The organism is Arthrobacter sp. SLBN-100 (genome assembly GCF_006715305.1).
GTDB lineage: Bacteria > Actinomycetota > Actinomycetes > Actinomycetales > Micrococcaceae > Arthrobacter.
This window is the reverse complement of record NZ_VFMY01000001.1, coordinates 2,841,176-2,862,743: the sequence shown is the minus strand read 5'-3', so window position 1 is coordinate 2,862,743 and position 21,568 is coordinate 2,841,176. Positions and strand designations below refer to the sequence as shown.

Here is a 21,568-nt window from a genome sequence, read left to right as displayed (position 1 = left end):
CAGTGCCGTCCCGTACTGTCATGACCATTACCCCACTTTACTCCTGACAGGAGGCGACGATGCCTGCCGCACACAACAGCACCCCGACGCTTGGGATGCAGGCCAGCAAGCGCAGCTTCCTCGCCTCCGGCCTGGGCATTGCGCTGTTCTCGTCCGCAGTCTTCGGCACCTCCGGATCCTTTGCCAAGGCTTTGCTGGAAACAGGATGGTCTCCGGGCGCAGCCGTGGCCGCCCGGCTCACCGGCGCAGCTTTGATCCTCGCCGTGCCGGCGGTTCCCGCGCTCCGTGGGCGCTGGCATCAACTCCGGGACAACTGGATGACCATCCTGCTCTTCGGGCTGATCGGCGTTGCGGCGTGCCAACTGTTCTACTTCAACGCGGTGGCCAGACTCTCGGTAGGTGTTGCGCTGCTGCTGGAATATCTGGCACCGGTGCTCATCGTGCTCTGGATCTGGGCAGCCGGCCGGAAGCGGCCCCGGGTGCTGACTTGCGGAGGAACGCTGCTTTCGCTCGCCGGCCTGATCCTGGTCCTTGATCTCACGGGCGCGGTCAAAATCGATTCTGTGGGTGTCCTCTGGGGCATCGCAGCCGCGGTCTGCCTTGCCGTCTACTTCTTTATCACCGCAAAGGAGAACGACTCGCTTCCGCCTATCGTCCTGGCCTCGGGAGGGCTCCTGGTAGGCGCCGCCGTGATGTGGCTCTCGGCAGCAACGGGACTGCTGCCCATGACCTTCAGCACTGCGGACACTGCGCTGGGCCCATGGGTCACGCCGTGGTGGGTATCGCTGGCGGGGCTGGTCATCCTGGCCACTGTGCTGGCGTACGTTTCGGGCATTATGGCGGCCCGGGCGCTGGGCTCCAAGGTGGCGTCCTTCGTGTCGCTGACCGAAGTCCTCTTTGCCGTTATCTGGGCGTGGCTGCTCCTGGGCGAACTTCCCGGCGCCATCCAACTCCTGGGCGGCGCGCTGATCGTCGGCGGCGTCATCCTGGTCCGGCTCGATGAACTCGGGGGCGCCGCAGTTGAGCCAGCAGGCGCGGGCGTGGCGGCACCCAAGGCGGCGTCCCCGCTGGAACACGCGAACGACGTCGAGCCCGTGCCTTAACTGCCGCACGGGAAGGGCGCCGTGCGGTTAATGCGGTTAAACAGTAGGGCCGGATACCTGGCGGTGTCCGGCCCTACTGTTGTTCGCAACTGAAGGCTACTGGCCGTGGGAAGCGCTGGACTGCTCTTCAGCGTTCTTCCTCGCCTTCTGGCCGGCGTCCCTGAGTGCTTCAGCAACCTTGTTCAGCATCGAGGTGTGCTCGCCGGTCCACTGGTCGCGGAACCTGTCAGCGTCAGGTCCCTTCCAGTCGGTGGAGGTCAAAGCGTTCGTGAGGGAATTGCGCTGCGACTCGATCTCGGTCGCACCTGCCTGAAGCTTGCTGCCGAGCTGGCGAAGCTGGTCAACGTCTGCACCCCAAATAGCCATGAGTTTCTCCTCGTAAATCGTGGATCCGAACCAGGTCGGCGTCCCCAACGGCCCCCCGGCTTCTCCGGAAGATCCAATACCTAGAACCTATCCCGGCCCGCAAAACAGTGTCGATGGGCACCCCTGCCCATGCCCTGCTCCCCATGGACAAGGAGACCCTAAACCTTCGGGGAGGGGTCGATCCTTGGCGATCCAGAGCCTAGCATGGCGGTATGTGCCGGAATATCCGAACCCTCCACAACTTTGAACCGCACGCCACCTCGGAGGAGGTGCATGCCGCGGCGTTGCAGTACGTGCGCAAGGTCAGCGGCAGCACCAAGCCGTCCAAGGCCAACCAGGAGGCCTTTGAAGAGGCAGTCCACGAGATCGCCCACATCACCCAGCACCTCCTGGATGCATTGGTAACGCAGGCTCCGCCCAAGGACCGGGAGGCCGAGGCCGTGAAGGCGAGGGCCCGTGCGGCCGTGCGGTACGGCGCCGCCTGAGCCCTTGGTTGCTGCCTGAGCCTTGGGTGTCAGGCCTTCATCCCGAAATTGCGCAACCGCAGCGAGTTGGCCACCACCAGGACCGAGCTCGCCGCCATTGCGGCGCCGGCAATCATCGGGTTGAGCAGGCCCAGGGCGGCCACCGGAATGCCCACGGCATTGTAGAAGAAGGCCCAGAACAGGTTGGTTTTGATGGTGGCCAGGGTCCTGCGGGAGAGTTCGATGGCCTGGACCACCTGCGAGAGGTCATTGCCCATCACCGTCAGATCGGCCGCCTCGATCGCTACATCCGTGCCGGATCCCATGGCAATGCCAAGATCAGCCTGCGCCAGGGCCGCAGCATCGTTAACCCCGTCGCCGGCCATGGCCACGGTGGCGCCGCCAGCCTGCAGGGTTTTCACCACTTCCACCTTGCCCTCTGGCAAGACGCCTGCGTAAACGTCTGCCGGATCAATTCCGACGGCGGCAGCCACCTGTGCGGCCACGGCGGCGTTGTCTCCCGTCAGCAGGAGGGGCCGCAGGCCCAGCGCTTTCATTCGTTCGACGGCCGCCGCTGAGCCGGGCTTGACGGTATCGCGAAGGCTGATGATGCCGGCAACGGTCCCGTCCACGGCCACCCAGGTAGCGGTGGCGCCGGTGGCTTCCGCCGCTGCCTGGGCCTGCGCCTGCTTGGAGGTGATGGTAATACCGTTGTGCTCAAGCCAGCCGGTGCGGCCGGCCGTGACCTGCCTGCAGCCAACGGTTCCCGCGACGCCGCCGCCCGGCGCCGATCTGAAGCCCTGCACCGCCGGCAGGTGTCCGTTGTCGTGCGCCGTTGGTCGATCCGCGGCTGCTTCCTGGGCGGCAGCGGCGATGGCGCGGGCGACCGGGTGTTCCGATGCTGCCTCGACGGCGCCGGCCAGCCTTAGGACCTCGCGCTCTTCAAACCCTGCGAAGGCAAGGGTGGAATCCACTGCCAGCGCCCCGGTGGTGACCGTGCCGGTCTTGTCCAGCAGGATGGTGTCCACGGTTCGCGTATCTTCCAGCACCTGCGGGCCCTTGATGAGGATGCCCAACTGGGCCCCCCGTCCCGTCCCGGTCAGGAGGCCAACGGGAGTGGCAAGCCCCAGGGCGCACGGGCAGGCGATCACCAGGACGGCGACGGCGGCGGTAAAGGCGGCGCGCAACCCTCCGCCGCTGGCCTCGGGACCTGCAAAGAGCAGCCAGAGGACGAAGGTGAGTGCGGCGACGGCCAGGACCACGGGAACGAACACGGCGCTGATGCGGTCTGCGAGGCGGGCGATGGGAGCCTTGCCCGTCTGTGCCTGGGACACGAGGCGCGCCATCTGCGCCAGGGTGGTTTCCGAACCCACGCGGGTGGCCTTGACCAGCAGGCGGCCGGACGTATTGATGGTTGCGCCGGTGACCCGGCTGCCCGGTCCAACCTCCACCGGCACCGATTCGCCGGTCACCAAGGAGGCGTCAACGGCAGACGTCCCGTCGCTGACTATGCCGTCAGTGGCAATCTTCTCGCCGGGACGGACCACCAGCACGTCGCCCGCCTGGAGCAGTTCCGCGGGAACCCTCCGTTCCCTGCCGTCATCCAATATGGTGGCATCCTTCGCACCCAGGCTCAGGAGGGCGTGCAGGGCGTCGCCGGCCTTCTGCTTGGCGTTGGCCTCAAGGTGGCGGCCCAGGAGCAGGAACGTGGTGACAACGGCTGCCACCTCAAAGTACAGGCCGCCCTGCTCCATTCCCTCCATGCCGGGGTGCTGGGTCAACAGGGGATCGGCGACCAGCTGCCAGGCGGAGAACAGGTACGCGGCGGCGACACCGATCGACACCAGAGTGTCCATGGTCGACGCAAAGTGGCGGGCGTTGATGGCGGCCGCGCGGTGGAATGGCCAGGCAGCCCAGGTGACCACGGGCAGGGCCAGCGCCGCGGCCGCCCAGCCCCACTGCGGGAACTGGAACGCGGGGACCATGGAGATCAGGAACACGGGCACCGTCAAGAGGGCGGCCAGGATCAGGCGCGGGCGCAGGTTTACCGGCGGCGGTGCAGCCTCCGGCGCGGGGGTGGGTTGGCGGATCTTGGCTTTGTAACCGGCCGCGTTAACCGTGTCCACCAACTGCTCGTTGGTGATGCCTGCCGGCACAGTGACATGGGCGGATTCCAGGGGGAGGTTGACCAGGGCCTGCACTCCTTCGAGCTTGCCGAGCTTCTTCTCCACCCGGTTGACGCAGGAGGCGCACGTCATGCCTTCGATGTCGAGCTCCACCACCCTGCTTCCGGGCTGGTGGAGTAGATCCTGGTTGCTCATGTGTTCCCCGTATCAGTGCCGGTGTTGGGCAGGTGCTTAGGCTTCGTTGGCGATGACCAGGTAACCGGCCTCCGCTACTGCTTCGCCGATTTCGGACGGTGACAAATGATCGCTTGAGATGATGGTGACGGTGGAGATGCCGCCGGCGTTGAGCTCGACGTCCACTGCCTCTACGCCCTCAAGGGCTTCAAGTTCTTCACTGACGGCGGAAACACAATGGCCGCATGTCATTCCGGAGACGCTGACCGTGGTGGTGGTTGGGGAGGTGGTGCTCATGGCTGCTCCTTGTTGTTTGGCCGGCACTGGGTGGTCCGGCATTCGTTTGTCCGGCGTTCGTTTGTCCGGCGTTCGCCGGGTGGCCGTTTGGGTTTAAAGACTGCTGTTACCGGAGGAGCCGGCCGATTGCATCGGCAGCTTCCTTGACCTTGGCATCGATGGCTTCTGCCCGCGCCGCGGGGTCCGGCTCGGATGCGGCGCCCACCACGCAGTGGCCGATGTGCTCTTCCACCAGTCCGAGGCTGACAGCGTGCAGGGCCTTAGTGACGGCGGAGACCTGCGTGAGGATGTCAATGCAGTACTTGTCCTCATCCACCATGCGGGCAATTCCCCGTACCTGGCCTTCTATGCGTTTGAGGCGGCGGAGATAGGCGTCTTTGTTTCCCGTGTAGCCATGCTGGAGCGCCTCATGGCCCGTAGCTTCGGCCGCTTCGTCCGCCACTGCTTCTTCGGTTGCACTCATGGTCCAACCGTATACCCCTTGGGGGTATACGGTCAAGTACCCCCTAGGGGTATAAATGGTGCGCCAAGGGCGGGAGGAGGCAGGGCAACAAAAAAGCTCCGGAGTGCGTTATTGGGGGATACGCACTCCGGAGCAGCTCTTGGGCAAACCCTGCGTCCACCTCGGTGGACCGGCCTGCTTGAATCAGCTTACGGGCTGGCAGTCCCCTCCGCCAGCACATCGAATAACTACTTTCGCTTTACTTTCTTGGCACTTAATTCGGCCCCAGTAGCGGGCTGCCGAAGGTCACGGCCGGTCCTCATGGGCTGGCATCCGGTAGGGAACTACGAGGACAGGGCGGCTCTGGTGATGGGTCAGCCAGGCGCCGACTGACCCACTAAGGGCTTCCGTGAGCCGATGGGAGAAACCCCGCTCTGACGTGCCGACGACGATCATCGGCGCATCATTTTCAGCTGCGAGCCGTGCCAGCGCGCGGGCGGGATCGCCTGTAAGGGTCCGGAACGTCCATTCCGTGCGCCCGGCTTCGGCCGGCACTTTGGCCACCGCCCCTTCTATGGCCGCCTGCAGTTCTGTAGTTACGGCCCTGATGTCCTCGTCGTCCGCATCAGGGTGGAGGGAGAGCCGGTGGGCGGACCGTGCAGGGTCCCATTCCACCAGGTAGCTGGCCTCGTCAACGTAAGCGCAGAGCAATGGCCTTCCCAGGCGGGCGGCGAGGAGGGCTGCGGTCTGCAGGACTTCGGGATGCTGCTTGGGCACGATGCCTACCAGGAGGGGTGAAGTACTGCTGAACTGATCGAACGTCATAGCTCATTTTCAGCCCCCTGCACATTCTTGAACAGGGCGGACTCTCCGGGTTGGTCAGGGCGCCGGGGAGGCAGTGACCACCACGTTCTTGCCCCAGGGATCCTCGGTGAAGCAGCTGATCAGGACCAGCCGGTTCGGCACCATACTCCAGATGGGACTTTCCTTGAGGCTGGACTTCAAATAGGTGGTCACGCTGTCCACCTTGTAGGGGATGGTGCCGGTTGCGGTGTCCACCTCGAACCTGTCGCCCACAGCCGCCGCGGAGCTCAGATGGTTGAAAGGTGCGTCCGCACCTTCCCAGCTGTGTCCGATCACGTAAGTGGTGTTTGCGGACCCCTGCCCCGGTGTCCCGAAGGGCGTCAGCCAGTAGCCATCTTTGGTGGCGGGCGGCTCCACCGTCTGGCTGGCCTGCGCGGCGGCGTCCAGGTCAAGAGCATGGACCGGAACATCGAATGCGGCGGAGGCATAGCGGATGTGCACTGGTTCGGCCGCCGCCGGGAGGACGGGGGCGGGCGCCGGTGCAGCTGAACTGGCCCGGCCAGGCACTTGCCCTTGCCCAGCCGCCCCCGTTCCATTTGCTGCCGGTATTCCAGGGACCGTTTGTGCCTGGTCCCGGGACGTGACCCCAGGTGCCGAAGACCCGATCCCTGCGCTGTCTCCTCTGGCGGACACCTGCATCTGGTGGAAGAGCGGTGCACCGAAGGTCATGGACAGAAAGGCCAGAACCCCGCACAGGAGGATGGCCAGGTCTCCACGGTTCCAGCGCCGCCGCGTGGGCTCCTTGCGGGCCGAGTGCCGGCTGCGTTCCTTGGACATGCTGCTCCCTAGCACCTGCAATGAAAGATCACCTGCAATGAAAGGAAGGCGCCCCGCCGGGCACTGGCGGGACGCCTTCCTGTCAGGAGGCCGCGGGTTGCGGCGTGGCCGAAGTCAGTCGGCCAGGGGCAGCGTGCGGCGGCTGCGGCGGAAAGCCACTGCCGCAGCTGCTGCCACAAGCGCGCCCACGCCTGCCAGCCAGGACGGGCTGTTGGAGCTGCCCACGGACGTCTGGGCGTTGTACCCCTGGTTGGTTCCCAAGCTGGTGGTGGCCGTGGCGGCGCGTGCTGCCGCGGTTGGCTGCTGAGTGACGACGACGGTCGCTTCCGCCGCCGGGACAGTCACGGGCGGAACCACCGCCGCCTGCTCGACGGGCGTTTCGACGACAGCGGCGAGCACAGGCGTCTCTACTACAGGCGTCTCCACTACGGGGGTCTGGACTACGGGCTGTTCGACGACCGGCTGTTCCACGACGGGCTGCTGCTCAACCACGGGTGGCGTTTCACCGGCCGGCAGATCCGCGCAGTTGGCGATGTAGGTGAGCTTTCCGGCGTTTGTCCAGTTCTTTCCGCCTGGCGCTTTCGGGGTGGGCGGGATGATGTCCGTAGCATGCTGGTCGTGGCCGCCAATCCCGTTGACGTTGAATTCCAGTGGCTTCCAGGATGTCCCGTCGTCGTGGCAGACGATGACTTGCTCGGACGCTGCGACGGCCGGTGCCGTCAGGCTGATCAGTCCCAGCCCTACGACCCCTAGAGTGGCGAAGGTACGTTTCATTGGTTTCTCCCCAGTGTGTGTTAAACGGACCATGATGAGGAGGAATAGCGGTTACGCCGAATGCCCCAGCAGCACGGTCAGCTTGCTTGAGTTTTCAGGCTAGGTGCGGGCCTGCAACCCAGTCGTGAGTAGGGTGTACTCGTCTTTCCGGAGCTTTCGCTGGACCTGTTACTTGTGCCTACCCGAAAATCCTCCAGCACTACTTGTCCGCGCTGCGGGTACCCTTGTAGCCCGCCCTGCCCGCGCCTAACGTTAAGTTCGACGAAAGGGCGTGAGGGCATGCAGATTTTCATGTGGTGGCTGGACCTGGACCTTGGGAGCAAGGAATGGTTGCGGGAGAACCTTCGGGCCGGGGAACTTCCGCTTCCGGTGCTGCAGGGGATCGCTGAAGCGGGCGGGCCCCACCCGGACGACCCGTCGGCAGTGCTTACGGCCGCGGACTGGGACTTCATCGAGACGCAGTCGGAGTTTGTGGACTAATCCTCACCGCCCCTTTCAGCCAGAAACCGTTGCAGCCTGCCCGGGCCGGTGGTTGCATGGTGGGCATGGCAACCCAACGAAGTTTTGTCTTGGCAATCGGGACCAAAAAGGGCCTGTGGCTGGCCACCAGCCCGGACAGGCGGGAATGGGCCTTCACCGGCCCGCATTTCCTGATGAGTGAGATTCCCAGCATCGGAATCGACACCAGGGAAGGCCGCACCCGGATCATGGTGGGGGTCCGGAACGAGCATTGGGGGCCCACGGTGGCCCATTCTGATGATCTTGGCGCCACCTGGTCCGAGCCCGAGCAGGGCGCCATCACGTTTCCCGAAGATACGGGCGCGGCCCTGGAACGCATCTGGCAGATTTATCCGGACGCCGAGGCGCGGCCGGGAGTGGTGTGGGCGGGGGCGGAGCCCATCTCGGTATGGAAGTCCACCGACGGCGGCGAACACTTCGAGTTGAACAGGGGCCTCTGGGACCATCCGCACCGCAGCGACTGGGGCGCCGGCTACGGCGGCGCCGCTGCCCACTCGATCGTGGTCCACCCTGAAGGCGAAACGGTGCACGTCGCCATGAGCACCGGGGGCGTTTACCGCTCGCTCGACGGCGGCACCTCCTGGGAGGCGCGCAACAAGGGGATTTCGGCCTACTTCATGCCGGATCCGAACCCCGAGTTCGGACAGTGCGTGCACAAGATCGCTGCGGATGCCGCCGTCGATGGCCGGCTTTACGCGCAGAACCACCACGGCGTGTACCGCACGGACGACAACGCGGAGAGCTGGACGTCAATTGCGGAGGGCCTGCCGGCCGACTTCGGCTTCGTGATGCTGACCCATCCGCGGCGGGAAGGTACAGCCTGGGTTGTCCCGCTCAAAGCTGACGGCGAGCGTATCCCGCCCAACGGCGAACTGGCCGTCCACCGCACGGACGACGCCGGCGCCAGCTGGAAGAGACTCAGCAACGGGTTGCCTACGGGCGAGTACAACAGCGTCCTGCGGGACGCCGCCTCCGTGGATACGGCGGAACCGGCGGGAGTCTACTTCGGAACGCGCGGGGGCACCGTCTACGCCAGCCCGGACGAAGGGGAAACGTTCACGGAAGTGGTGGCCCATCTTCCGGATGTCCTGTGCGTCCGGGCGGCAGTGGTGGCCGGTGCCTGACATATCGGTAGTGCTGCCCAGCATCCTGCAACCATTGGCCGGCGGGCAATCCATTCTGACTACGCCCGCCGACGGACCTGTGACCGTGGCAAAACTGCTGGATGCCGTCACCGCCGACTTCGCTGTCCTGGCCAGGCGGCTTCGGGACGAGACAGGAGCCTTGCGGCGCTTCGTGAATGTTTACGTGGATGGTGACGAGGTGCGCCGGCTGCAGGGCCTTGAGACGGAGGTGGCACCCGGCCAGGAAGTGCTGGTCATCCAGTCAGTGGCGGGCGGCTGACACCTCGGCCGGATGACCAGGCTGCGCAGGCGGCGGGCAGTCCTTACTGACTACACCCGCTGCCGCGGCTGGATATCTCCGGCGCTGTTGGAGTCCGCTTCAGGCAACCCGCCACACGCTGCATTCGTCCGTATTGACTGCTTTCCGCAGGCCCGTCATCCTGTCCAGGATCCACACCACGCCGATTCCCGGCGCGGTCTCCTGGACGCTGCCCCGGCGGACCACTACGTCATCGTAGGAAGGGCCAACTGAAAGGCGGGCTTCAATCTCGTCGCCGCGGCGAAGTTGGTCCAGGGCGCGGACTCTGGTTACATGGGCTGCTGCTTTCTTCAACATGGGGGACCTCCTGGCTGGAGCTGGTGCCGGCTCTTGCCTGCACTACCAAGTGTGGGCGGCCAATGTTGCGCCGTGGTTTCCTCGGGGTTATGCGCCGGTTAGTTCTTGAAGCCGGAGCTGTTTCCTGCCGGGGATGCCGGGCGGCGGGCACCTAAGGTAGAGGGTTCCTGAGCCGCCGCAGGTTAAGCCGCCTCACGGTTGCGGTAGGCGGCGAGGAATGTTGAGATCCTGCGGACCGCTTCCTCGATATCGAGGACTGACGGGAGGATTACAAAGCGGAAGTGGTCGGGCGCGGGCCAGTTGAACGCCGAGCCGTGGGACACCAGGATCTTCTGGTCCTTCAACAGGTCCAGGACGAACTGCTCGTCGCTGGCGATTGGATAGAGGTCCGGGTCCAGCCGTGGGAACAGGTACATGGCCCCCTCTGCTCGCACGCAGGTGATGCCCGGAATGGCGGTCAGTAGCTGGTGCGCGAGGTCCCGCTGTTCCCGGAGCCGGCCGCCGGGGCGCACCAGCGCCTCGATGCTCTGGTAGCCGCCCAGGCATGTCTGGATGGCATGCTGGGCAGGAACGTTGGGGCACAACCTCAGGGACGCCAGCAGTTCCAGCCCCTCACGGTATGCGGCGGTGGCGGCCAGTGGCCCGGTCACGGCAACCCACCCGGCACGGTAGCCGGGCATCCGGTAGGCCTTGGACAGGCCGCTGAAGGTCAGGCAGCAGATGTCCTCGGCCACGGCGGCGGTGTGGATGTGCACGGCATCGTCATAGAGCACCTTCTCGTAGATCTCGTCCGAGAAGAGGACCAGGTTGTGCTTCCGGGCCAGGGCGGCGAACTGGTCCAGGATGTAGCGGGGGTAGACGGCGCCGGTGGGGTTGTTTGGGTTGATGATCACGATGCCCTTGGTCCGGCTGGTGATCTTAGCCTCGACGTCGGCCATGTCCGGCCACCAGTTATCTGTCTCGTCGCACAGGTAATGGACCGGTGTGCCGCCGGTCAGGGTCACAGCCGCTGTCCACAGCGGGTAGTCGGGTGCGGGGACCAGGATTTCGTCGCCGTTTTCCATAAAGGCCTGCAGGCACATCGAAATCAGTTCGCTGACCCCGTTGCCGATGAAGATGTCCTCCACGCCGATCTGCATCAGGCCGCGGGTCTGGTAATACTGCGAGATGGCGGTCCGGGCGGAAAAGATTCCCTTGGAGTCGCTGTAGCCCTGTGCGCCCCGCAGGTGGTGGATCATGTCCACCACCACGGATTCGGGAGTTTCCAGGCCGAACGGGGCGGTATCACCCAGGTTCATCTTCAGGATCCGGTGGCCCTCGGCCTCCATGTTCTTGGCTGCCTGGAGGATCGGCCCGCGCAGTTCGTACCGGACGTTCTGGAGTTTGCTGGAATGTTGCATGGCGCGCATGGTTGATCTTTTCATAAAGGCCAGCGCCGGGCGCCTGGTTACGGGGCCAGCCGGTCCCCCTTTCCATGCACCCGGAACCAGCGGAAACCGTAACGGCCCAGCTCCACGGTGAAGCCGCCGTCGGGCTCCAAAGCCACGTTGTCGCCGTCGAACAGGTCCAGCAGCATGGCGTCCCGGTAGGCCTGGCGCTGACCGTCCTCGGGACCCACCCTTCCGCTGACCTTCACCGGATCTTCGCCGAGGTTGTGCAGGAGGACCAGGGTGCCGCCGTCCGAGCTGCAGGTGTGCGCAAACACCGCAGGTTCGGGCTGGTCGATGATCTCGAACGAGCCCCACCCCAGCTCCGGAGCCTCGCGGTAGCGTGCGATCAGCGTTGCCATGAAGTTGAACAGCGATTCCGGGTCCCGCTTGCCCGCCGCCGCGTTGACGTTCTCCGGCCCATACTCGCCCCGTACCAGGGGCGCCACCAGGTCCGACGCCTTGGCGTTGGAGAAGCCGCCATTCTTCTCGCTGTTCCACTGCATGGGCGTGCGCACCGCGGCCCGGCTCTTCTGCCGGAGGTCCTCGCCCATGCCGAGCTCCTCGCCGTAGAACAGCACCGGGGTGCCGGGCAGGGAGAACATCAGCGAGTACACCATCCGCACGCGCTCCTGGTCCCCGCCCAGCATCGGCGGAAGCCGCCGCCGCAGTCCCCGGCCGTAGATCTGCATGTTCTTCTCCGGCCCGAACGCGGCAAAGACCTCCTGGCGCTCGCCGTCGCTGAGCTTGTCCAGCGTGAGTTCGTCATGGTTCCGCACGAACATGGCCCACTGGTTGTCCGGGTGGATCGGCGGTCGGCTCTTAAGCGTCTCGGCCAGCGGCCGCGCATCCTGCCGGGCCAGCGACAAATAGATGTGCTGCATGGACATAAAGTCGAACTGCATGTTCAGTTCATTGCCCTCCTGCCCGCCGAAGTACTCCAGCTGCTCCTTGTACGGCAGGTTAACCTCGCCCAGCAGCACCGAGCTGCCGTTGCGCCGGCTCACGAAACTGCGCAGCGCACTGAGATAGGCGTGCGGATCGATGATCGCTGCCTCATCCTTGGGCTGGCCCCGGGTCTCCAGGAAGAACGGCACGGCGTCCAGCCTGAAACCCTCCAGCCCCAGTTCCAGCCAGAGCCCCATGGCCTTGGCAATCTGGTCCCGGACCTGCGGATTGGTGACGTTCAGGTCGGGCTGGTGCTTGGCGAACATGTGCAGGTACCACTCGCCGGTTGCCTCGTCCTGGGTCCAGAGCGAGTTCTCCTCCCCGGGGAACACCACCTCGGAGGACGTGTCCGGCGGAGTGTCTTTTCGCCACACGTAAAAGTCGCGGAACGGGTTGTCCGTGGATTTCCGGGCTTCGACGAACCAGGGGTGCTGGTCTGAGGTGTGGTTCACCACGAAGTCGGCGATCACCCGCATGCCCCGGTCCTTCGCGGCGCGGATGAATTCCACCAGGTCGCCCAGGGTACCCAGGCGGGAGTCGACGCCGAAGAAATCGGTCACGTCGTAGCCGTCATCCCGGTCCGGCGACGGGTAGAACGGCATCAGCCAGATGCACGTCACGCCCAACGCGGCGAGGTAGTCCACGCGCTGGGTGAGGCCCGCGAAATCGCCGGTGCCGTCGCCGTCGTCGTCAAAGAATGTCTCCACGTCCAGGCAGTAGATGACGGCGTTCTTCCACCACAGGTCCGATGTCTCGGCGATCCTCATGCCGAAGCGTCCGACGCCGGGTTGGCGGCTGCCGCAGCAAGCTGCGGTTCCGCGGGGGTATCGGCAGGTGTGCTTTCGGGGGTGCGCAGCTGCGGGAGGACTTCCGCGGCGAACGCGTCGATGAAGGGAGCCTGCTCCTGCCCCACGAAGTGCAGGTACAGCTCGTCGAAGCCCAGCTCCACGTATTCAGACAGCCACTCCACGTGCTGGTCCAGGCTGGCCGAGACGTTCACCGTGGTGCGGACCTGCTCCTCTGTCACGTGTTCGCCCACGAGGTCGAAGTGTCCGGCTGTGGGCAGGTCCCAGGGGATGGGCGGATCATAGGTGTTGGTCCGCCACTGCTCGAGGGCAACGGCAACAGCTTCCCCTTCGTTCCCGGCCCAGGACAAATGGACCTGCAGGACAGCCTTGCCCCGCCCGCCGTTGTCCCGGTAGGCGGCCAGCATCTCCCGGAGCTTGCCCGGAGGCTGGTTGACCGTGACCAGGCCGTCCGCCCAGGCGGCCGCCCGGCGCGCGGTGTCCACGCTGACGGCAGGAGCAATGAGCGGCGGCGGATTGTCCGGAACGTCCCAGATCCTGGCTTGCTCCACGGTGACCAGGCCGCGGTGGGTGACCTCCTCGCCGCGGTGCAGGCGCCGGATAACGTCAATACATTCCTCGAGCCGGCGCTGGCGGATGTCCTTGGCCGGCCACCCGTCACCGGTTATGTGCTCGTTCATGTTCTCACCGCTGCCGGGAGCGAACCAGAAGCGGTCCGGGAACATGCCGGCCAGGGTGGCCGAGGCGTGGGCGATGATGGCCGGGTGGTACCGCTGGCCGGGCGCCGTCACCACCCCGAACCGGAGATTGGTGGTGGCCAGCGCTGCGCCCAGCCAGGACCAGGCGAACCCGGCGTGTCCCTGCCGGGCGGACCACGGTTCAATGTGATCCGAGCACATGGCCGCGTCAAAGCCCGCGCGCTCCGCGTGCTGGACGTCCTTAAGCAGCTGACCGGGACTGATCTGTTCATGGGAAGCGTGAAAACCGACAGTGACCATCCTTAACCTCTACCGTCCGGGCCGGTACTGTGTCGAGGGTTTCGGGGGCCAGGGTTTCCCGCCCGGCGGTGCCGGACGCGGCGTGGTGCACCGGCCGCGGACTTGTCAGATAAGTTTGTAACTTGTAGTACTGCGCTTCGCCGAAGGCCTGCGCAGGCAGCGGAAGCGGAAGGAAGTACCTCTTGTGGGCGGTGTGCTGATCGGGCTGGCGGTGATCGGCGTCGTTATTGCGGTGGGCTACATCGCTGCCCGGTGCGGGTTGGGCGGGGAGCCCACAGTCTCGGCGCTGACCCGAACCGCCTTCTTCATCACCAACCCGGTGCTGCTGTTCACCGTGGTCCTCGAATCCGACCTGACGGTGGTGTTCTCCGCCTACGTTCCGCTCGCCATGATCACGGCTGCCGCGACTTCCCTGCTGTATGTGGCGGCGAGCCGGCTGTGGTTCCGGCGGCCATTGGCCGAAACCGCCATCGGGGCGATGGCCAGTTCCTACGTCAACGCCAACAACATCGGCATCCCCATCACGCTGTACGCCCTGGGCGACGCAACCCCGGTGGCGCCGGTCCTGCTGGTCCAGCTGCTCCTCTTCGCGCCGCTGGTCCTCACCCTGCTGGACCTTTCCGCCGCCGGGCGTTTTTCTCCGCGCCTTCTGCTGACCCAACCGTTCCGGAATCCCATGATCATCGCCTCGCTGTTGGGCGTTGTCCTTGCGGCGTTCAAGGTGGAGCTTCCCGATCCTGTGATGGCGCCGCTGACACTCCTGGGCGGGGCGGCCGTCCCGGTGGTGCTGCTGGCCTTTGGCATGTCCCTGCACGGCTCGCGCATGCTGCAAAGCGGCGGGCATACCGCGGAAATCCTGACCGCCACCGCGCTGAAGTCTGCGGTGATGCCGGCGCTGGCGTTCGTCGTCGGGCGGTTCCTGTTCAACCTGGAGCAGCACATGCTCCTGGGCGTGGTGCTCATGGCGGCGCTTCCCTCGGCCCAGAACGTGTTCCTGTTCGCGGGCAAGTACGGCCGCGGGGTGGCGGTGGCCCGGGAAACCATCCTCCTTTCCACGGCGGCGGCAGCCCCGGCACTGATCCTCATCGTCTGGCTGCTGGCGGGCTGAGCGCCGGTCTTCCGCCGGTCTTCCGCCGGTCTTCCGCCGGTCTTCCGCCAGGGGCGGTCGCGGGGCAAGAATGGGCAACATGGAACTTCCCGTGATGCCGCCCGTCCCGCCCATGCTCGCCAAGGCCGTCAGCGGCATCCCGGAAGGCGATCTCAGCTATGAGCCCAAGTGGGACGGTTTCCGGTCCATCATCTTCCGCGACGGCGATGACCTGGAGATCGGCAGCCGCAACGAAAAGCCCATGACCCGCTACTTCCCTGAACTCGTGGAAGCCTTGAAGGAGAACCTGCCGCCGCGGTGCGTGGTGGACGGCGAGATTATCCTGATCGGCCCGTCCGGCGACCGGCTGGATTTCGACGCCCTCCAGCAGCGGATCCATCCCGCGGCCAGCCGGGTGAAGCTGCTCGCGGCGCAGACCCCTGCCTCATTCGTGGCGTTTGACCTGCTGGCCCTGGGCGGGGACGACTACACGCAACGGCCTTTCACGGAACGGCGGACGGCACTTGAGAAGGCCCTCGCCGCCAGCCAGGCACCCGTCCACCTCACCGCGGCCACTACGGACAAGGACACGGCCCGCCGGTGGTTTGAGCAGTTTGAGGGCGCGGGGCTGGACGGGGTGGTGGCCAAACGCCTGGACGGGCGGTACGAGCCCGACAAGCGGGTGATGTTCAAGACCAAGCACGAGCGCACCGCCGACTGCGTGGTGGCCGGCTACCGGCTGCACAAGAGCGGGCCGGACGCCATCGGCTCGCTGCTGCTCGGTTTGTACAAGGAGGACGGCGGCCTGGCCAGCGTGGGCGTGATCGGAGCCTTCCCGATGAAGCGCCGCCAAGAGCTGTTTCAGGAGCTGCAGCCGATGGTCACCGGCTTCGACGACCATCCGTGGGCGTGGGGCAAGCAGGAGGAAGGCGAACGGACCCCCCGCAATGCCGAAGGCAGCCGCTGGAGCGCCGGCAAGGACCTGTCCTTCGTGCCGCTGCGGCCCGACCTCGTGGTGGAGGTCCGGTACGACCACATGGAGGGCGACCGGTTCCGGCACACTGCCCAGTTCAACCGCTGGCGGCCGGACCGGGACCCGGAATCGTGCACCTACGCGCAGCTGGAGGAACCCGTCAGCTTTGACCTTGCCTCGGTGCTGGAGACCGGACGGCCGTAGGGGGCACGAGGTGCCGGAACAGCCCGGTTTATGAAAAGGAAAGCCCGCCATTTGGGGGAATGGCGGGCTTTCCGGTCTGAAAGCCGGGCTGGAATGCGCTTCCAGTGGGGCGAAAGGGTTACTTCAGGCCGAGCTGCTTGGTGGGTACCTTGAAGGTTTCCTTGGCGGTGAGGGCTGAGACGGCTGCGACTGTGCAGATGATGGCGGTGAAGATGCTGATCTGGACCCAGCCGCCGGGCTTGATGCCGCCCATGGCTGCCACGATGGCCGGGGCGAAGCCGGCCATCAGGAAGCCGAGCTGGGTGCCGATGGCCAGGCCGGAGAAGCGCACCTTGGTGCTGAACATCTCGGCGTAGAAGGACGGCCAGACGGCGTTGGAGGCCGCGTAGCCGAAGGAGAAGAAGCCGATGGCGGCGAGGAACATCAGCGGCACGCTGCCGGATTCGAGGCTGAGCAGGAAGACGGGGGTCAGGGCGGCGCTGGCCAGGGCGCCGTAGATGAAGACGGGCTTGCGGCCGATCTTGTCGGCGAGCTTGCCGAACAGCGGCTGGGTGCCGAGGGCCACGAGGTTGGCGCCGACCACGAGCCAGAGGGTGGTGGTGCCGTCCACGCCGGCAACGGTCTTTGCGTAGCTGATGGCGAGGGTGCCGAAAACTGTGGAGACTGCAGCGATGAAGGCGCAGCAGATAACGCGCAGGACGTCGCGCCAATGGCCCTTGAGGAGGTCTGCGACGGGGAGCTTGGAGATCTGGGCGGACTTCTGGGCTTCTTCGAAGGCCGGGGGCTCGTGCAGGGTGCGGCGGATGAAGAACGCCACGACAACGACGACGGCGCTGAGCCAGAAGGGGATGCGCCAGCCGATGCCGTACTTGATCTCGTCAGGCAGGGCGAGGACGGGGATGAAGACGAGGGCTGCGAGGATCTGGCCGCCCTGGGTGCCGGTGAGGGTCCAGGACGTGAAGAAGGAGCGGCGGTTGTCCGGAGCGTGTTCCAGCGTCATCGAGGAAGCACCGGCCTGCTCTCCGGCAGCGGAGAGGCCCTGGCACAGGCGGGCGAGGACCAGCAGGGCGGGGGCCCACCAGCCGACGGTGTTGAAATCGGGGAGGCAGCCGATCAGGAAGGTCGAGGCACCCATCAGGAGAAGGGTGAACATCAGGACCTTCCGCCGTCCCACCCTGTCGCCAAAGTGGCCCAAAATGACGGCGCCGACGGGACGGGCCACGTAGGCGAAGCCGAAGGTGGCGAAGGACATGATGGCCGCGTTCGCGTCAGCATCCGGGAAGAAGACCTTGGGGAAGATCAGGGCGGCGGCGGAACCGAAAATGAAGAAGTCGTAGTATTCGACGGCGCTGCCCAGGAAGCTGGCGAGGGCTGCCTTCTTCGGCGTCCCGGCCGGGGCAGCGATGCCTGGCTCGGCGGACGGAAGTATCTGGCTCATGGAGTTCCTTTGATGTGACGACTTTGTCGCGGATGGATCGGGGCTTCCGCCGGCACGGCCCAGGTGTTGCCTTTCGGGCGGCACGCCTGCAGGGGCGGGAGAACGCGGACAGCAGCCACATGGTGGGAGCTACTTGTGCGATACAGCAATGATGGCTGTGAGGGCAGTCACTTGTCAATAAAATAATCACCCAGTAGCAATGGCTCTCACAATGTGGCAACATCGAGGTATGAGTGTGAACCAAGCCACAGCGCCCGATGATGTTGCCGCTGACGAAAACCCGCCTAAGGCAGGGCGGTCCGCGGACCGCACGGACATGGTGGGCAAGGCCCTGGGCCTCCTGGTCCTCCTGGGGGAGGAGCCGCGCGGCGCCAATGCTGCGGAGATCTCGCGGAGGGCGCAGCTGCCGTTCAGTACCACCTACCGCCTGCTGGGTTCGCTGACCCGGGACGGTTTTGTTGACTACGAGCCCGACGGCCGCCGCTACCACCTGGGGCTGCGGATTTTCCAACTGGGCCAGCGAGTCTCAAGCCATCACGGTTTTGCCGGAGCGGCCCTGCCCGTGCTGCGCCGCGTCACGGAGCAGACCGGGGAGGCCACTATCCTCAGCGTCCGGGACGGCCATCACCACCTCACCGTCAACAAGGTGGATGGGCCGCAGACGTTCCGCGTGACCAGCGACCCCGGGCATCTCGGGGCGCTCCACACCACCTCGGTGGGCAAGGCGCTGGTGGCCTTCGCCGAGGACGCCGAGCGCCAGCGCCTGGTGGAGGAGCTGGAGCTCGAGCCCCTGACAGGGTTTTCCATTACGGACCGGGACGCCTTCCGGGCGGAGATCGACCAGGTCCGCAGCCGCGGCTACGCCCTGATGGATGAGGAGAATGAACTCGGCATGCGCGCTGTTGCTGTTCCCGTCTTCAATTCCCAGGGCCACGCTTTCGCCTCCCTGGCTACGGCCGTCCCCGTCTTCCGCCTGAGCGTCGAGGCGTTGGTTGCCCATGTGCCGCTGCTGCAGGAGGCTGCGGCCGAACTGTCGGCCAGGCTGCCGCAGCGGTAGCGGACTCCCGCTCGCGAAGGGGGCCCTAGCGCCAGGGCCACCTTCAGCAAATGTTCGTATCTAGAACAAGCGTGCAACAAGTGAACAACTGTTGTACTGTAATCCCTAACACCGGTCCGGCCGTGCACGCCACAGGCTGCGCCACCTGCCCGGTGCCGTATCAAAGGAGCTGCACGGATGAGCAATCGAACTGAGTCCTACCTTGTGGGACTGGTCGGCGACGGCGTAATGCCGTCACTCACCCCGCCCATGCACGAACGCGAAGGGGACGTGCAGGGCCTGCGCTACCTGTACCGTCCCATCGACCTTCTGGAGCTGGGCCTTCCCGGCGAGTCCGTCGGCCAGCTGCTCCACAGCGCCCGCAGCCTCGGTTTCAACGGCCTGAACATCACCCACCCCTGCAAACAGCTGGTCCTGCAGCACCTTGATGAGGTGTCCCCGGATGCCCTCCGGCTCGGCGCAGTCAACACCGTGGTGATCGAGGACGGCCGCCTCATTGGCCACAACACTGACTTCTCGGGCTTTGCCGCCGCTTTGGCATCCGGCCTTCCCGGCGCGAAGCTGGACCGCGTGGTGCAGTTGGGTGCCGGCGGCGCCGGTTCCGCCGTGGCGTACGCCCTGCTCACCGCCGGCGTGAAGGCGCTGGACCTGGTGGACGTGGATCCCGCACGTGCCGCCGCGAGGGCAGGGGAGCTGGCCGGCTTCTTCCCGGACAGCACCGTCATGGCGCGGACGACGGCGGAGCTGCCGCAACTGATGCCCCTCGCCGACGGCCTGGTGCACTGCACGCCTATAGGCATGGCCGCCCACCCCGGCGTGCCACTGGACCTGGAACTTGTGGAGTCCCGGCATTGGGTGGCGGACATCGTCTACCGCCCCATCGACACCGAACTGGTCCGGGGCGCCCGGGCCAAGGGCTGCGAGGTGCTGGACGGCGGCCGGATGGCAGTAGGCCAGGCCGCCGACGCCTTCCGCATCTTCACCGGCCTCGACCCTGACCCGGACCGCATGCGCAGCCACTTCCTCGAGCTTGTGGCCGCCGAAGAGGTGGCCGCCTGATGCGCACCGGAATTGCCACCGTCTGCCTGTCCGGCACCCTGAAGGAAAAGATGCAGGCCTGCGCCATCGCCGGGTTTGACGGGATCGAGATTTTTGAGCAGGACCTGGTCACATCACCCCTAAGCCCGGAGGGCGTGCGCAGCATGGCCGCCGACCTCGGCCTGGGATTGGACCTCTATCAGCCCTTCCGGGACTTCGACGGCGTCACACCGGACCTGCTGAAGGCCAATCTCCGGCGCGCCGAGGCGAAGTTCAAGCTGATGTCCCGCCTGGGCATGGACACCATCCTGGTCTGCTCGAACGTCGCCACCGCAACCATCGACGACGATGACCTCCGCGCCTCGCAGCTCTCCGAACTCGCGGAACTGGCCGGGGACCACGGCGTCAAAGTGGCGTACGAGGCCCTCGCCTGGGGCAAGTACGTCAACGACTACGAGCACGCCTACCGCCTGGTGGAGATGGTGGACCACCCCAACTTCGGCACCTGCCTGGACTCCTTCCACATCCTGTCCCGCGACTGGGACACCGCGCCGATCGAAAAGATCAACGCGGACAAGATCTTTTTCGTCCAGGTGGCTGACGCCCCCAAGCTCTCCATGGACGTCCTGTCCTGGAGCCGGCACTACCGGGTGTTCCCCGGCGAAGGCCAGTTCGAGCTCGCCAAGTTCATGGGCCACGTGGTCCGCGCCGGCTACACCGGCCCGGTCTCCCTGGAAGTCTTCAATGACGTCTTCCGGCAGTCCGACGTCGAACGCACCGCCGTGGACGCCATGCGCTCGCTGATCTGGCTGGAGGAACAGAGCGCCAAGTGGCTCGCAGACGACTCCGCCGAAGGTGCCGCAGGCGCGGGTGCCGGGCTCCGCCGTCGTTATCCCATGGAACTGGCCACGCTGCCCAAGGTGAGCGAACCGGCGGGCTTCAACTTTGCCGAGGTCAAGGCGGACGATACGGCGCAGCTTGAAAAGCTCCTGGGCCAGCTCGGCTTCGCCTTCGAAGGCCGCCACCGCACCAAGGACGTCCAGCTCTGGACCATGGGCCAGGCACGCGTGATCATCAACGAACAGGCCGCGACCCACGCCGAGCCGGCCATCGCCGCACTGGGGTTCGACGTCGATTCTCCCGTGATTGCCTCCGCCCGGGCCCAGCAGCTCAAGGCGCCGGTGGTGGCCCGCAAGGTCCAGGCCGACGAGGAGGTCTTCCAGGGCATCTCCGCCCCGGACTCCACCGAGATCTTCCTGTGCCAGGGCAGCCCGGACGGCACCGCCGCCTGGACGCACGAATTCGGCGAGCCCCACGAGTTCGGCGAGGGGCTGGAACACGGCGGCAAAGGACAGAACGCGGTCATCGACCACGTGAACCTGGCCCAGCCCTGGCAGCACTTCGACGAAGCCGTCCTCTTCTACACCAGCGCGATGGCACTGGAACCGCAGCCGTTCGCGGAAGTTCCGAGCCCCAGCGGCCTGGTCCGCTCGCAGGTCATGCAGACGTCCGACGGCGCCGTGCGGCTGGTCCTGAACCTCGCCCCCGTGCAGCAGGCGCCGGCCCAGCAGGCCCGCAAAACCTACCAGGAACACATCGCGTTCGCCGTGGACGACCTCGTGTCCACAGCGCGGTCCGCCCGGGACCGCGGCCTTGAGTTCCTGCAGATTCCCGCCAACTACTACGAGGACCTGGACGCCGGCTTCGACCTGGAACCGGGGTTCCTGGCCACCCTCCAGGAGCTGAACCTCCTGTACGACCGGGACGCCAGCGGGGAATTCCTCCATTTCTACACCGCCACCTTGGGCAGTGTGTTCTTTGAAATGGTGGAACGCCGCGGCAACTATGACGGCTACGGCGCACCCAACGCACCGGTACGCCACGCCGTCCAGTACGACTCGCTCCACCGCCCCTGAACCTTGACATCACCAAGAATCGACCAAAAC

22 protein-coding genes are annotated in these 21,568 nt (G+C 65.9%); 10 read left to right on the top strand and 12 right to left on the bottom strand.

Annotated features, from left to right (window positions below; translation table 11 throughout):
* Positions 1 to 59 precede the first annotated feature (59 nt).
* Positions 60 to 1,103 carry an EamA family transporter gene (locus tag FBY31_RS13270; RefSeq protein ID WP_142041678.1) on the top strand — a complete coding sequence of 348 codons (1,044 nt, stop codon included), beginning with the start codon at positions 60 to 62 and terminating at the stop codon, positions 1,101 to 1,103.
* A gap of 96 nt (positions 1,104 to 1,199) precedes the next feature.
* Here the strand turns inward: FBY31_RS13270 and FBY31_RS13265 are convergent, their stop codons facing one another.
* Complete coding sequence (locus FBY31_RS13265) at positions 1,200 to 1,469, bottom strand: WXG100 family type VII secretion target (protein WP_142041675.1); 270 nt, start codon at positions 1,467 to 1,469, stop codon at positions 1,200 to 1,202.
* Between the two features lie 212 nt (positions 1,470 to 1,681).
* On the opposite strand from FBY31_RS13265, the gene FBY31_RS13260 reads away from it, so the two are divergent.
* Entirely contained in the window at positions 1,682 to 1,954 is a 273-nt protein-coding gene (locus FBY31_RS13260) for a DUF2277 domain-containing protein (RefSeq protein ID WP_142041672.1), read from the top strand.
* A gap of 29 nt (positions 1,955 to 1,983) precedes the next feature.
* On the opposite strand, the gene FBY31_RS13255 is transcribed toward FBY31_RS13260, so the two are convergent.
* From FBY31_RS13255 to FBY31_RS13230, 6 genes are all read right to left on the bottom strand, one after another.
* The gene (locus FBY31_RS13255) at positions 1,984 to 4,254 is read right to left on the bottom strand and encodes a heavy metal translocating P-type ATPase (RefSeq protein WP_142041669.1); all 2,271 of its coding nucleotides are present in this window, start codon (positions 4,252 to 4,254) and stop codon (positions 1,984 to 1,986) included.
* A gap of 36 nt (positions 4,255 to 4,290) precedes the next feature.
* The gene (locus FBY31_RS13250; RefSeq protein ID WP_142041666.1) at positions 4,291 to 4,530 is read right to left on the bottom strand and encodes a heavy-metal-associated domain-containing protein; all 240 of its coding nucleotides are present in this window, start codon (positions 4,528 to 4,530) and stop codon (positions 4,291 to 4,293) included.
* Positions 4,531 to 4,636: 106 nt separating this feature from the next.
* Complete coding sequence (locus tag FBY31_RS13245; RefSeq protein ID WP_142041663.1) at positions 4,637 to 4,993, bottom strand: metal-sensitive transcriptional regulator; 357 nt, start codon at positions 4,991 to 4,993, stop codon at positions 4,637 to 4,639.
* A gap of 285 nt (positions 4,994 to 5,278) precedes the next feature.
* Positions 5,279 to 5,797, bottom strand: coding sequence for a universal stress protein (locus tag FBY31_RS13240; RefSeq protein ID WP_142041660.1), 519 nt, complete (start codon positions 5,795 to 5,797; stop codon positions 5,279 to 5,281).
* A gap of 54 nt (positions 5,798 to 5,851) precedes the next feature.
* On the bottom strand, positions 5,852 to 6,613 hold the full coding sequence (locus FBY31_RS13235; RefSeq protein ID WP_142041656.1) for a class F sortase: 762 nt from the start codon (positions 6,611 to 6,613) through the stop codon (positions 5,852 to 5,854).
* A 114-nt stretch (positions 6,614 to 6,727) separates the two neighbouring features.
* A complete protein-coding gene (locus FBY31_RS13230) occupies positions 6,728 to 7,387 on the bottom strand; it encodes a hypothetical protein (protein WP_142041653.1) in 660 nt (219 codons plus the stop codon).
* Positions 7,388 to 7,666: 279 nt separating this feature from the next.
* Between FBY31_RS13230 and FBY31_RS13225 the strand changes: the two genes are divergently transcribed.
* Genes FBY31_RS13225 through FBY31_RS13215 form a run of 3 tightly spaced genes read left to right on the top strand, consistent with a single transcriptional unit; the run spans position 7,667 to position 9,310 of the window.
* Positions 7,667 to 7,867 (top strand): hypothetical protein, encoded by a 201-nt coding sequence (locus FBY31_RS13225; protein ID WP_142041650.1) that lies wholly within the window; start codon positions 7,667 to 7,669, stop codon positions 7,865 to 7,867.
* A 56-nt stretch (positions 7,868 to 7,923) separates the two neighbouring features.
* Positions 7,924 to 9,030 carry a WD40/YVTN/BNR-like repeat-containing protein gene (locus FBY31_RS13220; RefSeq protein ID WP_142041647.1) on the top strand — a complete coding sequence of 369 codons (1,107 nt, stop codon included), beginning with the start codon at positions 7,924 to 7,926 and terminating at the stop codon, positions 9,028 to 9,030.
* Positions 8,990 to 9,310, top strand: a complete 321-nt coding sequence (locus FBY31_RS13215) for a MoaD/ThiS family protein (RefSeq protein ID WP_442858179.1) — start codon at positions 8,990 to 8,992, stop codon at positions 9,308 to 9,310. The genes FBY31_RS13220 and FBY31_RS13215 overlap by 41 nt, the downstream gene beginning before the upstream one ends.
* A gap of 99 nt (positions 9,311 to 9,409) precedes the next feature.
* On the opposite strand, the gene FBY31_RS13210 is transcribed toward FBY31_RS13215, so the two are convergent.
* The 4 genes from FBY31_RS13210 to FBY31_RS13195 form a co-directional block, all read right to left on the bottom strand.
* Positions 9,410 to 9,646 carry a hypothetical protein gene (locus FBY31_RS13210; protein ID WP_142041641.1) on the bottom strand — a complete coding sequence of 79 codons (237 nt, stop codon included), beginning with the start codon at positions 9,644 to 9,646 and terminating at the stop codon, positions 9,410 to 9,412.
* A gap of 182 nt (positions 9,647 to 9,828) precedes the next feature.
* Complete coding sequence (locus FBY31_RS13205) at positions 9,829 to 11,055, bottom strand: pyridoxal phosphate-dependent aminotransferase (RefSeq protein ID WP_142041638.1); 1,227 nt, start codon at positions 11,053 to 11,055, stop codon at positions 9,829 to 9,831.
* Positions 11,056 to 11,093: 38 nt separating this feature from the next.
* Positions 11,094 to 12,788 (bottom strand): alpha-amylase family protein, encoded by a 1,695-nt coding sequence (locus tag FBY31_RS13200; RefSeq protein ID WP_142041635.1) that lies wholly within the window; start codon positions 12,786 to 12,788, stop codon positions 11,094 to 11,096.
* Positions 12,785 to 13,825: a TIGR03885 family FMN-dependent LLM class oxidoreductase gene (locus tag FBY31_RS13195; RefSeq protein WP_142041632.1), complete on the bottom strand. Its 1,041-nt coding sequence runs from the start codon at positions 13,823 to 13,825 to the stop codon at positions 12,785 to 12,787. Before FBY31_RS13195 ends, FBY31_RS13200 begins: the two co-directional genes overlap by 4 nt.
* 184 nt (positions 13,826 to 14,009) lie before the next feature.
* Between FBY31_RS13195 and FBY31_RS13190 the strand changes: the two genes are divergently transcribed.
* Together FBY31_RS13190 and FBY31_RS13185 are read left to right on the top strand one after the other, a co-directional pair.
* On the top strand, positions 14,010 to 14,933 hold the full coding sequence (locus tag FBY31_RS13190) for an AEC family transporter (protein ID WP_142041629.1): 924 nt from the start codon (positions 14,010 to 14,012) through the stop codon (positions 14,931 to 14,933).
* Between the two features lie 79 nt (positions 14,934 to 15,012).
* Positions 15,013 to 16,089 carry an ATP-dependent DNA ligase gene (locus FBY31_RS13185; protein ID WP_142041626.1) on the top strand — a complete coding sequence of 359 codons (1,077 nt, stop codon included), beginning with the start codon at positions 15,013 to 15,015 and terminating at the stop codon, positions 16,087 to 16,089.
* Between the two features lie 118 nt (positions 16,090 to 16,207).
* On the opposite strand, the gene FBY31_RS13180 is transcribed toward FBY31_RS13185, so the two are convergent.
* The gene (locus FBY31_RS13180; protein WP_142041623.1) at positions 16,208 to 17,527 is read right to left on the bottom strand and encodes an MFS transporter; all 1,320 of its coding nucleotides are present in this window, start codon (positions 17,525 to 17,527) and stop codon (positions 16,208 to 16,210) included.
* Between the two features lie 229 nt (positions 17,528 to 17,756).
* On the opposite strand from FBY31_RS13180, the gene FBY31_RS13175 reads away from it, so the two are divergent.
* From FBY31_RS13175 to FBY31_RS13165, 3 genes are all read left to right on the top strand, one after another.
* On the top strand, positions 17,757 to 18,584 hold the full coding sequence (locus FBY31_RS13175; RefSeq protein ID WP_200833367.1) for an IclR family transcriptional regulator: 828 nt from the start codon (positions 17,757 to 17,759) through the stop codon (positions 18,582 to 18,584).
* 177 nt (positions 18,585 to 18,761) lie between these two features.
* A complete protein-coding gene (locus tag FBY31_RS13170; RefSeq protein WP_142041620.1) occupies positions 18,762 to 19,643 on the top strand; it encodes a shikimate dehydrogenase in 882 nt (293 codons plus the stop codon).
* A complete protein-coding gene (locus FBY31_RS13165; protein WP_142041617.1) occupies positions 19,643 to 21,538 on the top strand; it encodes a bifunctional sugar phosphate isomerase/epimerase/4-hydroxyphenylpyruvate dioxygenase family protein in 1,896 nt (631 codons plus the stop codon). Before FBY31_RS13170 ends, FBY31_RS13165 begins: the two co-directional genes overlap by 1 nt.
* Positions 21,539 to 21,568: the final 30 nt, after the last annotated feature.